Raw genomic sequence first — 12,943 nt, 5'->3', positions numbered from 1 at the left:
AAGGGGGTCGGCACGGCGTTCCTGGGCGGCGTCCTTCCCGTCACCCGGTCCTCCTCAGTTCACGGAGAGCCGCACCAGCCCTTCGTGCGCGTGGGGCGTCCCGTCCACCGTCACCGCGACGTAGCGGGCCGAGCCCCGGTACGCGACCGCGCGCACCCGCCCGTGACCGGTCAGCGTCCCCACCCGCCGGTACCGCACGCCGTCGGTGCTGAACTCCACGCGGGCCGCCGGGGCCGCGCCGGTCCTCCACTCCGCCTCCACCCGGCGCACCTCGGTGCTCGCGCCGAGGTCGACCACCATGCGGCCGTCGCGGCCCGGCCGCCACGCCGTGTCGGGGGCACCGTCGACGGCGGCACCCGGGCTGGACATCCCCGGCGGCAGCGGATTGGTCGGGAAGGTGTTCCGGCCCAGGGCGTGGTCGTCGTGCGGGTAGGGCCGCGCGCCGCGCAGCGTGACACGGACCTCGTGCCCGTTGCGCACGTTCGTGACGGTGCTGCGCCCCTGGGCCTCGATCCGCACCCGGCAGCGGGGGCCCGACAGGTGCAGGGTCGCCCCGTCACTCACCCTGACCCGCAGCCCCGGCGGCAGGCTCCTGCCCGAGAGCGGGACGAGCGTGAACCGGGGCGGGAGCAGCAGCGCGGACGCCGCGTCCAGGCGCGCGGTGTAGCCGAGGCCCTGCCGGGTCACCGTCTGCTCGCCCTCGTACACGTGCCGGTGCCGCCCCTCCTGCGGCACCTCGACCCCGGTGTCGACCGCGTCCGCCGACAGGTTGAACAGGCTCAGGTGATCGTCCACGAGGGCCGCGCGGACCCGGGCGTCCTCGGCGACGGGGGCCGGCCGGCCCGCCAGCGCGCGCAACTCGGCGGGGGACGCACCGCAGTGCCCCTCGATCACGAGAGCGTCCCGCGCCCCTTCGGCCGGCACGATCGTGTCGCCGTACACGGCCACCGTGTGCTCGCCGTCGCCGCCACGGACGACCAGACCGGCGCGGCCGTCGATGTCGAGCCAGCCGCCCTCGCTGCGCAGCGCCGGGGCCGGTCCGGTGGCCAGGTCCGTCCACCGCTCGCCGTCGGACGAGCCCTGGATCAGGTAGGAGCGTCCGGCGGCCGCCTCCCAGCGCAGGGTGACCCGGTCGACCGCACGGGCGGCGCCGAGGTCCACCGCCCACCAGCTGTCCGCGCGCTTCCTGTCCTCGCGGGAGACCGCCCAGCGGGTGCCGGCGTCGCCGTCCGCCGCCAGGTCGGCGGTCATGCCGGCCGACTGCGAGGAGGCCGTGGCCGCCTTGCCGCGCGCGAGGTCGTCGGTGCCGTCCCCGGCGCGGACCTCGACGGCGTACAGCGAGTACCCGTACGTCGGGTCGGGCCGCACGCCCAGCATCCTGATGTGGCGCACCGTCGCGGCCGGGAAGGCCAGTTCGTCGACGCGTCCCTTCGCCGTGGGCGAGGCGTCCTGCGCGCGGACCGTGGCCGAGCCCTCCGCGAACCGGTAGGTGCGGCTGCCGTCCAGGCCGGCCACACCGGGCATCGTGAGGTTGTGCACCTCCAGCCGGGAGCCGCCCGCTCCCGCCGCGTCGGAGGCGTGGACGACCCCGCCCGAAGGGAGTGTCGCGTATCCCGCGAAGCCCTCGCCCAGCCGCAGCACCGTGGCGCTGCCGTCGAACCCGTCGCGCAGGGCGGTGTGCACCCGCACCTGCCTGCCGGTGACCTTCGCGGACGTCGAGGGCAGGAACATCGGGGTGCCGCCGCTGAGCCGGAACAGCCAGTCGTCGTGCCCGGGCTGCCAGCCGAACTTGACGAACCCGGGCTTCGTCACCACGCCCGCCCAGGCGGCGGGGGACTGGTGGGAGACCAGACCCGGGCCGGTCCCGAAGTCGGTGACGCCCGCCGCGTGCGCGAACAGCTCCTCGCGCGACATCGGGCGCACCCCGCGGCCGGCGGTCGGCCACACGTGCAGCAGATAGCTGATCGCGAGCTCCGCGCGTGCCTCCGGCTCGTACTTGGGCTCGCCCGAGAACTTCGCGAGCCGGTACTCCGGCGGATACTTCTGGTACGCCTCCAGCCGCTCGGCCAGGTCCGCCTCCGCGCGGGCCGCCGCCCGGTCCCCGGCCACCCGGGAGAGGAAGGCCAGCGGGATCACGTCCCTGCCGTACAGGTGCTCCCGGTCGTTCACCATGGGCATCAGCGGCTCGCCCGCGTCCGACATGACACCCAGCAGCGTGCGCCACAGCGGTTCCGCGTTGGGCTGCCTGGTCAGGACCTCGGGCAGCGGCTCGCCCGCCGCGAGGAAGTGCGCGGCGTTGCGGCCCGAGGTGCGCCACATCTCCGCCTGGTAGTGCGGCCCGAACGAGCCGTGGTTCTCCACGATGAAGGTGTCGTACGTGTTGTGCGCGGTGTTGCGCGAGACCGGGACGCCGTCCACGCGCGCCGGGTTGGCCAGGTCGGCGGCGGGCAGCCCGCCCTCGTTGCGCGACCAGGTTCCGTAAGCGGTGGCCCAGTCGGCCCGGCGCCGGTCGTCCGGTGCCCAGGCCAGCGCCGGGGCCAGGGTCTGCGCGTACAGGCCCATCTCCTCCAGCTTGGTGTCACCGGCGTACCCGCCCTCGAGGCCGTTCGGGGTCCAGTCCCCGGAGGCCGGGTCGTCGCCGGTGCCCAAGGAGTGGGTGTACGCCGCCTGTTCGCGGGTGATGGTGTCGACCGCGGCGCGCGTGCCCGCGTCCAGCTCGTCCCAGAGCAGGCGCGCCGCGAGGATGAAGTACGACTGGAACGTGGTGTCGAAGAACAGCGTGCGGCCCCACTCGGTGCCGCCGGTGAGCCGGTTGGAGGAGGCGAAGTGGCGCAGGGTCGCCAGGGTCCGCCGCCTGAGGGTCTCCCGGTCGACGCCGGCCTCGCGCTCGTCGAAGGTGCCGTGCGTGAGCAGCACGGCGTGTCCGAGGACGACGGCGAAGCCGAAGTACTCGTCCGTGTAGGTCCCCTTGGCCTCGTCCCACTGCGTCTCGGACCAGCGGGTGTGCCTCAACAGGACGCGGTGGTACGTGGCGGCGACGTCGTCGGGCGGATCGACGGACCGGGCTGCGGCGGAGCCGGAGGCGGCGGCCGAGGGCGTGTCCAGCGCCGGCTGGAGCGCGGCCGCGGCGCCGGCCACGCCGAGCAGTTGGAGCAGGAGCCTGCGGCCGACAGGGAGGGAAACGGGGCCCATCATGGTCCTTCTTCACCAGGCGACAACGTTGTCAACGAGGGTCATCCTTGAACGGCCCGGAGAGGCGTGTCAATGGTCGTGCGTTCATCCGTCCCGGCGGAGGCGGGGTGCGGGAGCGTCCGGGTGGGAGAGGTCGTAGCCGGTGAAGTCGGCGTACGGCAGGTATCCGATGCGCCGGTAGAGGGCGTTGCTGGTGAGGTTGGCGGGGTTGGTGAACAGGACGACGTCCGTCGCGCCCGCGGTGAGCGCGGCCCGGGTGACCTCGACGGTCACGGCGCCGGCGTAGCCGCGGCCCCGGAGCCGGGCCGGGGTGTAGACGGGGTCGATGCGGACCTGGCCGCCGACCAGCGGGTTGACGCCCGCCATGGAGACGGGCGTGCCGTCCGGGGCCTCCCAGTAGGTGTACCGCTTCTCGGCGAAGCGGGTGCCGGCCCAGGAGGCGGCGTCTATGGAGACGGTTTCCCCGACGTCCGCGGCGAACTCGCGGCACCAGCCCATGAGGTGTTCGTGCTCGTCCTCGTCCACCGACCGGCCCCGGCCCGCCGGCGGCGGCTCCGGCGGCGTGAGCGTGCCCAGGCGGTGGAGCCGGCCCCGCCAGCTGTGCGCGGACGCGGCGCCGGTGTGCCGCTGCCAGGCTTCGGCGAACGCGGTGGCGGTGTCGTGGTCCGCGGTGACACGGGTGACGGAGAGACCGAGGCCCGTCAGGTGGGTGGCGAGGACCTCGGCCTGCTCGGGGGAGAGGGCGGTGAGGGTGAGGCGCCGGGACGGGAGGCGGTAGAAGGCCGCGTGGACCTCGCCCCCCGCCTCCAGCAGGCCGAACACGACGGGTTCGGTGCCGAACACCTCCGCGCCCCAGGTGCGCATCTTCTCCAGCGTGGTCAGCGGCGTGGTGTGCAGGGCGGGGCGTGAGCGCAGGAAGTCTCCGGCGCGGGCGAGGAATTCGTCGAGGTCTTCGGTGACGTGCCAGTCGTCCGGTCGCATGCTTCATGATCTCCGACGTACCCCGGTCCGGGCGAGTACTTGTCCGAAGTACGGTCTCCGGGCGCTCGGAAACCGTTCTCTCAGGGCCGGTTCACCTGTTCCGTCAGCCTGCCCTTGCGCAGGGTGAGGACGCGGTCGGACTGGGCGGCGAGCCGCTGGGAGTGGGTGACGACGACCACGCACTTGCCCTGTGTGTGGGCGAGTTCGCGGAAGATGTCGATGACGCCCTGCGCGGTGTCCTCGTCGAGGTTTCCGGTGGGTTCGTCGGCGAAGAGGATGTCGACGTCGCAGGCCAGCGCGCGGGCGATGGCGACGCGCTGCTGCTGGCCGCCGGACAGCCGCAGTACGTTGCGCCGGGCGGTGTCGGCGTCCAGGCCGACGCTCTCCAGCAGGCGCAGGGCCCCGGACCTGCGGCTGCCCGTCGCGGGCCGGACACCGGTGATCTCCATCGCGGTGGTGACGTTCTGCAGGGCGGTCATGTAGGTGAGGAGGTTGTACTGCTGGAAAACCGTCGCCGCGTGCTTGTTGCGGTAGCGGCCGAGGCCCAGCTCGGTGAGGTCCCGGCCGTCGAAGCTGACGGTGCCCTTGGTCGGGGCGTCGAGTCCGCTGGCGAGGCTGAGCAGGGTGGTCTTGCCGCTGCCCGAGGGGCCCAGGACGGTGTGGAAGGTGCCGCGGTCGAAGGCGCAGTCGATGTTCTTGAGGACGGTGGTCCGGCGGCGCTGGTCCGCGTAGGTGTGGCTGACGCCGTCGAGCCGCAGGACGGGTCGGGTGGTGGTGGCCCGGGTCATGGTGAGGTCACTTGCCTTTCGTGAGGATGGCCCGCAGGCTGAGGCGCAGGACCGCGGCGGCGGGGAGGGCGGTGGCCAGGAGGGCGATGCCGAGGCCGACGCCGCCCACGGTGGCGAGGTCCGCCCGGTCGAGACGTACGGTGATCCGGTCGATGGGGTCGGCGTTCTCGACCGGCTTGTCGTCGGGGTCGAGGCCCTGGTCGAGGCCCGTGCTGCCGGGGGGCGGCGCCTCCCAGGAGTCGATCTTCCGCTGGGCCGCCGCGGCCTCCCGGCCGAGCAGCGACTGGCCCGCGTACTGCGTGAGGGCACCGGTGAACAGGGAACTCAGGCCCACGGCGACGGCGGCCACCACGACCATCTCCAGCGCCTGCTGGACGACGAGTTTGCCCTTCTTCTCGCCCATGGCCAGGAGCACGCCGTACTCCCTGCGGCGCTGCTTGACCGCGAGGTCGACCAGCAGGGCGAGAACGGCGGCGCCCGCGACGCCGATCAGCCACATGGCGAGGGTGGCGGTGGAGCCGATGCTCTTGAGCGGGCCCGTCATCTGCCGCAGGGCCTTGTCGTTGGCGTCGAGCGCGAACCCGTCGAGCGCCGGCCCGGCGACGGTCTTGGCCTCCTTCTTGAAGCCGCTCAGGTCGTCGGCGTCGCGGAGGAGGAAGGTGGCCTCGGCGACCTGGAGGGAGCCGCCCCCGGAGTCCTTCGCGGCCCCGTCGCCGCCGGAGTTGAGGCCGGCGAAGGCGCCCACCGACGCGTAGAGCATGTTGGCCGGGTTGACGCCGTACTCCGGGTCGGGTTCGGAGGCGGGCCGGGGGTCACGGTAGATCCCGGCCACGGTGAAGTCGGCCGAGGACTTGCCGTCGTTGCTGCCCAGCGTGATCCTGCCGCCGACCCGCAGCCCGTTCTTCCGGGCCAGCCGCTCCTCGATCAGCAGGAGCTTGTCGTCCTTGTCGGCGGCCGTCAGGTGCCGCCCGGACAGGAGCCGGAACCTGCCGCTGCGGAAGTCGGCCCGCAGCGAGGAGTCGAGGACGCCCACAGTCGCCGTCCCGCCGGGCCCCATGCCGCCCTGCGCGCCCTCGGTGACCAGCTCGGCGTCCCCCTTGAGGATGCCGCGGTCCCACATCGAGTAGGTGTACTTCCGCACCTGCGGCAAACCGCCCAGCTCGTCCACGGTGGACGCGTCGATCCGCGGTGCCTGGAAGCCGCCGCCGCTGCCGCTCAGGTCGTCCAGGTCCATCCCGAGGCTGACCTCGGCGCCCACGGAACGCGTGGCCTCCCGCCGGGCCTGTGCCGTCGCGTCGTTGATCAGCACGCCGGCCAGCACCATCACGGAGATGACCAGGAAGGTGCACAGGGTGATCAGAGTCCTGCCCTTGCGCGCCCACAGGCTGAGGCCGGCGCGTTTGACGAAGTTCATGAGGTTCGGTTCTTCCCGTGGGTATCGGTGTCGGAGCCGCTGTCGGGCTCGGTGCTGTGCGGTGGCTATGCGTCGTCGGTGAGGATGGAGCGCGGGTGCAGGCGCAGGATCCCGATGCCGGGGACGACCGTGGCGACCAGGGAGATGCCCAGGGCGATGCCGGCGACCCCGCCGACGTCGGAGAGTTCGACGCGGGTCACGGGCGGGTCGACCGTGGTACGCGGTGCCCCGGTACGGGCGGCGGGCTTGTCCGCCCCGCCGGGCAGGAGGGCGTCACCGGTTCGCGGGCCGGCCGCGAGAGCGATCTGGGCGGCGAGGAACACGGCGGGCAGGGCGACGGCGGTCACCTCCACGACGTGCTGGCCGACGAGCCTCCACTTCCGCTCGCCCATCGAGAGGAGCACCCCGAGTTCGGCACGGCGCTCGCGGGTCTGCGACAGCACGACGAGGCCCAGGACCAGCGCACCCGCCAGCGCGATCAGCCAGACGATCAGCTCCGCGAAGGTGCCGACGCGCTGGACCGGCCGGACCTGGTCCCGATACGCCTTGTCGTTGACGCGGAACTCGAAGGCGCCGGCGCCGAGGAGCCGTTCGGCCTCGGCGTGGAGGTGTTCGGCCTGTTCCGGCGACCCGATCCGGTAGACCGCCTCGGTGACGTCCGCCGTACCGCCGCCCAACTGCCGCACCGTGCCCACGGGAACGTAGACCGTGTTGCCGGGCAGTTCCCGCCGGTGTCCACCGGGCCGGGTCGGGCGTCGGATCCTTGAACACCCCGACGATCGTGGCGGACGTGGTGCGCTCGCCGTCGGCCGACCGCACCCGCACGGTGTCGCCCACCGTGAGGCCGTTCCGCTGGGCGAGTCGCTCCTCGACCAACGCGACGCGGCGGCCGGCGTCCCGTGGTGTGATGGCGCGACCCGCCGTGATCCTGGCCGAGCCGTAGGAGAAGGGCAGCAGCAGGCCGGAGTCCCGCACGCCGTCGAGTGCCAGCAGGGGCCGTTCCTCGCCGTTCCCGGCGCGGGTGCCACCGGGCGCCGGCACGTCGGACTCCAGGGGGGAGAAGCCGCTGGCCGCGGCCGCCGACGGGAGCAGCGGGTTGTAGCGGCGCACCACCTCCGAGGAACCGAGCCGGTCCGCGAGGCCCGGGGTGAGGCCCTTGCCCCGCACGGTCACGTCGACGCCGATGACGCGCCCCACCTCGGCCTCCTGCCGGGCCGCGGCGCCCTGGAGCAGGAACCCGCCCAGCAGCAGGGTGCAGACCACCAGGAAGATCCCCAACAGGGCGGCGGTCCTGGACTTCCGGACCCGCAGGCTCGTCCCGGCGCGCTTGACGAAGTTCATGGGGAGGAGGAGAACAGGCGGCCGTTCGCAGCCGGATAAGCGCGTTACAGCGGCATAAGCGCCGAGCCCGATGGTCTGCCCGAGGCGTCCCCGTCCTTATCCCGGTGCAATGGTGACCTTGCTTTCATGGGCGCATGAGAGTTCTGGTAGCCGAGGATCACCGCGTTCTCGCCCGCACCGTCGCCACCGGCCTGCGCCGGCAGGCGATGGCCGTCGACGTGGCCGGCTCCGGGGACATGGCCGAGCGGATGTGTCTGCACACCGACTACGACGTGCTGATCCTCGACCGCGATCTGCCCGTCATGACCGGCGACGAGGTGTGCCGGCGGCTGCGCGCGGCCGGCGACGCGCCGCCGATCCTGATGCTGACCGCGGCCGGGGAGATCGCCGACCGGGTGTACGGCCTCACCGCCCTCGGCGCCGACGACTACCTGCCCAAGCCGTTCGACTTCGCCGAACTGGTCGCCCGCGTGCGGGCGTTGAGCCGCCGTGTGCCCAAACCCCCACCCGTGGTCCTGCGCCACCAGGGCATCAGCCTGAACCGGACGCGCCGGGAGGTGTCCGTGGAGGGCCGGTCGCTGGACCTGACGCCGAAGGAGTTCGCGGTCCTGGAACTGCTGATGGCCGCGACGGGCGCACCCGTGCCGCACGGCGAACTCGTCCGCACCGTCTGGGACGAGCATCTCGACCCGCGCACCAGCGCGGTCCGCGCCACCGTCAGCAGGCTCCGCGGCAAGCTCGGTCCCGCGGCGCTCATCACCGTGGACGACGGACAGGGCTACCGGCTGTGCGACTGAACCCCGTCCGCCGGTACCGGGCCCGCCTGAGCCGCATCCCCTTCCGCGCCCGCCTCGCCACGGCCATCGGCGCCCTGGTCCTGCTCGCCGGCGTGGCGCTGCTCGCCTTCGTGGTGCTCCTCGTGCGCTACGGGACGGCCGAACAGGTCGAGGGCATGGAGATCACCTACGGCAACACCCTGACCGGCGGCGCCTCCTCGGCCGGACCGATGCGGCCGACGGGCAGCACGCCCCACCGGGTCCGCGCCGACGGCGACGTCGCCATGGTCCGGAAGATCGACCAGACGGTGCAGGCCGTCCAGGACACCGCGCTGCGCCAGATGGTGCTCTGGTCGGCCGTCGGCCTGCTGTTCACGGCACTGCTGGCCGGGGTGCTCGGCTGGTGGCTTGCGGGACGGGCCCTGCGGCCGGTCGTCTCCATGACGGACGCCGCGCGCCGCATCAGCGAACAGAACCTCGACCAGCGCCTGGCCCTGACCGGCCCCGACGACGAACTCCACCGCCTCGCCGACACCTTCGACACCATGCTGGACCGGCTGGAGCGTTCCTTCGAGAGCCGGCGCCGATTCGTCGCCAACGCCTCCCACGAACTGAAGACCCCCCTCGCCGTCCAGCGCACCAGCATCGAGGTGGGCCTGGCCGGACCGCTCACCGACGATCTCGCCGAGGTCCGCGACGACCTGCTCGCCGCCAACCGCGAGGCCGAACAGCTGATCAACGCACTGCTGCTGCTCGCCCGCAGCGACCGCGGCCTGGACGAGACGGAGAGCGTCGACCTGGCGGACACGGCCCGGCTCGTGACCACCGGACACGCCGAGCACGCCGCACGCGGCGGCGTGACCCTCGCCGTCACGGCGGACTCACCGCTGGTCGTCGTGGGCAACCCGCTTCTCCTGCGTCATCTCCTGACCAACCTCGTGCGCAACGCCATCCAGTACAACCACACCGGCGGTCACGTGCGGGTCCGACTGGACGGCCGCTGCCTGACGGTCACCAACACCGGCCCTCGTATCCCCGCCGAGCACGTCACCGACCTCTTCGAACCCTTCCGCCGCCATGCCCAGGACCGTACGGCCACCACGGGCCACGGACTGGGCCTCTCCATCGTCCGCTCCATCACCCAGGCCCACGACGCCCGGCTCACGGCGGAACCCGGCCCGGAGGGGGAACTGGCCGTCGGCGTGCGCTTCCCGTGACCGGCGGCGGGGACGTGCCCCCCTGCCGCGGGCCGACCGCGCTCACCGCTTCCGCCACCACCGGACGACCGCCGCCCCGGCGAGGAGCCCGAGTGCGGCTCCGACGGTGCGGCGCCCACGGGTGCGGGGTCGGGTGGGGTGTCGCGCGGTGGATGTCGTGTGCGGGTGACGTTGCGCGTCCACGGGTGCCGCGGGTGCGGGTGCGGCGGGTCCGTCCGCCTCGGACAGGCCCTGGGCGATGCGCTGCCACACGCGTGCCGGAGGGGCGCTCGGGAGGTCCGGCTCCTCGACTCCGCGTGCCGCCATGACGACGCGGGTCATGAGGTGCAGTTCCTCCCGGCAGCGCCCGCACGCGGCGAGGTGCTGGAGGGCGCCGACGTCGTCGTGCGTGACGTCGTTTCCGAGTGCCAGTTCCACCAGATGTGCGGGGTCGACATGTGGCACCGCTGCCCTCCTGCCGGTGTGCCGGGGCCGGTTCACCCACGGTGCTCCGTGGCCCTGCGGATCACCAGGACGCCGGTCAGGGTGACCATGCCCGTCACGGCCGCCCAGGCCAGCCACTGCTCCGAGGAGTTCGGGGTGAGGCCGGCGGCGTTGGCGCCCGAGTAGCCGCCGCTCGGTGAGGCTTCCGTGGTGTCGAGCGTCTGGGTCGCCAGTGCCAGGTTCTTGTCGGCCGCGCTGCCCCAGGCGTAGGCGACGTTGCTCGTGCCGTTCTTGAGGTTCAGGTCGGCCGGGCCGATCGCCACGGTGTCGGTGCCGGCGAGCACCACATCGGCGGAGACCGTACCGGCGTCGACCACGGCGGTGTCCTGCTTCGGGTTCTCCAGTCCCTTGAACACCGGCTGACCGTCCGCGCGGACGTCCACGGCGGGTGCGGCGGCGACGTGGCGTACCGTCAGCCGCGACTGGCCGTCGTCGACCGCGGAGACGTCGTTGGTGAAGGCCGTCAGCTGGGGTGTGCCGTCGGCGGACAGGTGCGCGGCGATGGTGGCGTTCGCTCCGGCGGGTACCTTGACCTCCTTCTCGATGGCCGGGGTGCCGTCGGGGCCCTGGCCGGCCTCGAAGACCTGGATGTTGTAGGTGCCTGCCTTCAGGGACTGCGGGTCGGTCACCGTGCCGGGCTTGAAGTCGCCGAGCAGCTCGTCACCGTTGGCGTAGACGTCGACGGTGAGTCCGGGAACGCCGTGGAAGACGGAGACCATGGCCGAGTCGTCACCGCCGCCCGCGGGTGCGGACACGGCGGGTGCGGCGGCGGTGAGGGCCAAAGCGCAGGCTCCGGCCGACGCGCCGAGGATGAGCGGGATTCGGGAAGCCATGAGGATCATCCCTTCTTCGAGAGTGGCGCCCGTCGGGGCGGTCTCGTTGATGGCTCGTATCTGGTTCGGGCACGGGCGTCACGACGGATGCGCCGTGCGGTGCGGTTTCTCTTCGCGGGCCGCCGCCGCGTGCTCGTCGGCCCGGCCCTGCTCGATCCCCTCGCGCAGCCGGTGCAGACCGCGGCGGGTGTGGCTCTTGACCGTGCCCAGCGGCGTGCCGGTGCGCTCGGCGATCTGGGCCTGGGTGAGGTCCTCGTAGAAGGCCATGCACAGGACCTCACGCTGGCCCCGGGGCAGCCGCGACAGCGCGTCGACCAGCAGCACCCGGTCCAGGACCTCGTCCACGCCCGCGTCGTGGCGGTGCCCGTCGGCGTCGTACGCCACCGATTCGACCAGGGCGAGGCGGCGTGTCCTGGCCGCCAGCGCGTCGACGATCTTGCGGCGCGTGATGCCGACCAGCCAGCCGCCGAGCGGCCCCCGCTCCGGGCGGTAGCCCGCCCGTCCGCGCCAGGCGCCGATGAACACCTGCTGCGTCACGTCCTCGGCCTCGTGGGGGTCACCGAGCGAGCGGCTGGCCAGGGTGTGGACGAGTGAGCCCCAGCGCCGGTAGACGGCCGCGAAGGCGATCTCGTCGGACGCGCACAGACCACGGGCCAGCTCCTCCTCGTCCGGCGGGCTCGCCGGCGTGCCGGCGGGGACGTCGGAGTGTCGCGCTTTCGTGCTCATGACCTGTTCCTCCTGCCGTCTGCGCTGTCCGAGGCGGAGAGCCACCCGCGCGGCGGGTTCCGGACGGTGTGGGATTCGTTGGCAGCAGCCCTTGGAAAACAGTCTTGTGAGAGCGAACGACGCACACAACATGCGTCGTTTATGCGTCGTAAGATGGGAACATGCGTCTGAACAGGGACGATGAGACGGATGCCGAGGCGGATGCCCGGCGCGGTGGCGGGCTGACCACCGGCGAGGTGGCACGGCGTCTCGGGGTGGCGCCGACCACCGTCCGGTCGTGGGACCGCCGCTACGGGCTCGGTCCCGCCGCGCACACCGGCGGCCGGCACCGCCGCTGGACCGCCGACGACCTCGCCCGGCTGGAACGGATGTGCGCGCTGACCGCGACCGGGCTGCCGCCCGCCGAGGCCGCCCGCCTGGCCCTCGGCGAAGCCGCCCCCGACACGCCCCCGCGCCGGACCGCTCCCCGGCCGCCGCCGCCCCCGGAACGCAGCCGCGCCGGCACCGGCATGCGGCTCGGCGACGTACGCCAGGAATGCAAGGGCATCGCCCGCTCGGCCCTGCGACTCGACGCCGCCGCCCTCGACAAGCTGCTGGAGGACGCGATCGAGGAGCACGGCCTGGTCGCGGCCTGGACGGAAGTGATCATGCCGACGCTCCAGGCCGTCGGACGCAAGTGGGAGACCGCGGGCGAGCGGTACGTCGAGGTCGAGCACTTCCTGTCCTGGCACGTCTCCGGCGCCCTGCGCCGCCACGCGCCGCCCGTGGTCGCCGACCGGCCCGGCGCCACCACCGTGCTCGCCTGTGTGCCCGCGGAGAACCACACGCTGCCCCTGGAGGTCCTGGCCGCCGCGCTCGCCGAACGGGGCCTGCCGGTCCGCATGTTCGGCGGTGCCCTGCCCGTCGAGTCGCTCGTGGCCGCCGTACGCCGGACCGGACCGGCCGCGGTGGGGCTGTGGGCGCAGTCCCGCACCACGGCCAGCCGGCCGCTCGCCCAGCACGTCTCGGCGATCGAGTGGGGCGTGCGCGGCGCCCGCAGGAAGCCCGTGGTGCTGACGCTCGGCCCCGGCTGGGCCGGGCAGACCTCACCGGGGCTGCCGCACCCGCCAGGCCTGTCGGAGGCCGTCGCGGTGGTGGAGTCGGTCGTACACAGGTGACGTCGCTCGTCCTCTCGGGTACCCGACGGCGGTGC

At 73.3% G+C, this 12,943-nt stretch carries 11 protein-coding genes and 1 pseudogene; 3 read left to right on the top strand and 9 right to left on the bottom strand.

Annotated elements, in window-relative coordinates; genetic code table 11:
* Window positions 1-54: 54 nt before the first annotated feature.
* From ACFC1X_RS12175 to ACFC1X_RS12150, 6 genes and pseudogenes are all read right to left on the bottom strand, one after another.
* Window positions 55-3,192, bottom strand: coding sequence for a discoidin domain-containing protein (locus ACFC1X_RS12175; protein WP_376352166.1), 3,138 nt, complete (start codon window positions 3,190-3,192; stop codon window positions 55-57).
* Window positions 3,193-3,276: 84 nt separating this feature from the next.
* The gene (locus ACFC1X_RS12170) at window positions 3,277-4,173 is read right to left on the bottom strand and encodes a GNAT family N-acetyltransferase (RefSeq protein WP_376351686.1); all 897 of its coding nucleotides are present in this window, start codon (window positions 4,171-4,173) and stop codon (window positions 3,277-3,279) included.
* A gap of 80 nt (window positions 4,174-4,253) precedes the next feature.
* Window positions 4,254-4,961: an ABC transporter ATP-binding protein gene (locus ACFC1X_RS12165; RefSeq protein ID WP_376351683.1), complete on the bottom strand. Its 708-nt coding sequence runs from the start codon at window positions 4,959-4,961 to the stop codon at window positions 4,254-4,256.
* A 7-nt stretch (window positions 4,962-4,968) separates the two neighbouring features.
* Window positions 4,969-6,375 (bottom strand): ABC transporter permease, encoded by a 1,407-nt coding sequence (locus ACFC1X_RS12160; RefSeq protein ID WP_376351680.1) that lies wholly within the window; start codon window positions 6,373-6,375, stop codon window positions 4,969-4,971.
* 65 nt (window positions 6,376-6,440) lie between these two features.
* Complete coding sequence (locus ACFC1X_RS12155) at window positions 6,441-7,070, bottom strand: FtsX-like permease family protein (protein ID WP_376351677.1); 630 nt, start codon at window positions 7,068-7,070, stop codon at window positions 6,441-6,443.
* A gap of 70 nt (window positions 7,071-7,140) precedes the next feature.
* Window positions 7,141-7,716, bottom strand: a pseudogene (locus ACFC1X_RS12150) (ABC transporter permease); the annotation flags it as partial.
* A 134-nt stretch (window positions 7,717-7,850) separates the two neighbouring features.
* Here ACFC1X_RS12150 and ACFC1X_RS12145 point away from each other — a divergent pair.
* Both ACFC1X_RS12145 and ACFC1X_RS12140 read left to right on the top strand, forming a co-directional pair.
* Window positions 7,851-8,513 carry a response regulator transcription factor gene (locus ACFC1X_RS12145; protein ID WP_376351674.1) on the top strand — a complete coding sequence of 221 codons (663 nt, stop codon included), beginning with the start codon at window positions 7,851-7,853 and terminating at the stop codon, window positions 8,511-8,513.
* Entirely contained in the window at window positions 8,504-9,709 is a 1,206-nt protein-coding gene (locus ACFC1X_RS12140) for an ATP-binding protein (RefSeq protein WP_376351671.1), read from the top strand. The genes ACFC1X_RS12145 and ACFC1X_RS12140 overlap by 10 nt, the downstream gene beginning before the upstream one ends.
* A gap of 42 nt (window positions 9,710-9,751) precedes the next feature.
* On the opposite strand, the gene ACFC1X_RS12135 is transcribed toward ACFC1X_RS12140, so the two are convergent.
* The 3 genes from ACFC1X_RS12135 to ACFC1X_RS12125 all read right to left on the bottom strand — a co-directional run bounded on the left by ACFC1X_RS12135 (window position 9,752) and on the right by ACFC1X_RS12125 (window position 11,751).
* Window positions 9,752-10,153, bottom strand: a complete 402-nt coding sequence (locus ACFC1X_RS12135; RefSeq protein WP_376351668.1) for a hypothetical protein — start codon at window positions 10,151-10,153, stop codon at window positions 9,752-9,754.
* 32 nt (window positions 10,154-10,185) lie between these two features.
* Entirely contained in the window at window positions 10,186-11,025 is an 840-nt protein-coding gene (locus tag ACFC1X_RS12130) for a DUF4397 domain-containing protein (protein ID WP_376351666.1), read from the bottom strand.
* Between the two features lie 78 nt (window positions 11,026-11,103).
* Window positions 11,104-11,751: a sigma-70 family RNA polymerase sigma factor gene (locus ACFC1X_RS12125; RefSeq protein ID WP_376351663.1), complete on the bottom strand. Its 648-nt coding sequence runs from the start codon at window positions 11,749-11,751 to the stop codon at window positions 11,104-11,106.
* 161 nt (window positions 11,752-11,912) lie between these two features.
* Between ACFC1X_RS12125 and ACFC1X_RS12120 the strand changes: the two genes are divergently transcribed.
* A complete protein-coding gene (locus ACFC1X_RS12120; RefSeq protein ID WP_376351660.1) occupies window positions 11,913-12,908 on the top strand; it encodes a MerR family transcriptional regulator in 996 nt (331 codons plus the stop codon).
* Window positions 12,909-12,943 lie beyond the last annotated feature (35 nt).

The organism is Streptomyces sp. NPDC056128 (genome assembly GCF_042263835.1).
Lineage (GTDB): Bacteria > Actinomycetota > Actinomycetes > Streptomycetales > Streptomycetaceae > Streptomyces.
Note: the sequence above shows the minus strand (reverse complement) of the source record. Positions and strands in the feature narration are given on the sequence as shown.

Coding starts and splice junctions, on each gene's coding strand:
- ACFC1X_RS12165 (WP_376351683.1), bottom strand. CDS start 4,961: ATGACCCGGGCCACCACCACCCGACCCGTCCTGCGGCTCGACGGCGTC.
- ACFC1X_RS12175 (WP_376352166.1), bottom strand. CDS start 3,192: ATGGGCCCCGTTTCCCTCCCTGTCGGCCGCAGGCTCCTGCTCCAACTG.
- ACFC1X_RS12160 (WP_376351680.1), bottom strand. CDS start 6,375: ATGAACTTCGTCAAACGCGCCGGCCTCAGCCTGTGGGCGCGCAAGGGC.
- ACFC1X_RS12125 (WP_376351663.1), bottom strand. CDS start 11,751: ATGAGCACGAAAGCGCGACACTCCGACGTCCCCGCCGGCACGCCGGCG.
- ACFC1X_RS12145 (WP_376351674.1), top strand. CDS start 7,851: ATGAGAGTTCTGGTAGCCGAGGATCACCGCGTTCTCGCCCGCACCGTC.
- ACFC1X_RS12120 (WP_376351660.1), top strand. CDS start 11,913: ATGCGTCTGAACAGGGACGATGAGACGGATGCCGAGGCGGATGCCCGG.
- ACFC1X_RS12130 (WP_376351666.1), bottom strand. CDS start 11,025: ATGGCTTCCCGAATCCCGCTCATCCTCGGCGCGTCGGCCGGAGCCTGC.
- ACFC1X_RS12170 (WP_376351686.1), bottom strand. CDS start 4,173: ATGCGACCGGACGACTGGCACGTCACCGAAGACCTCGACGAATTCCTC.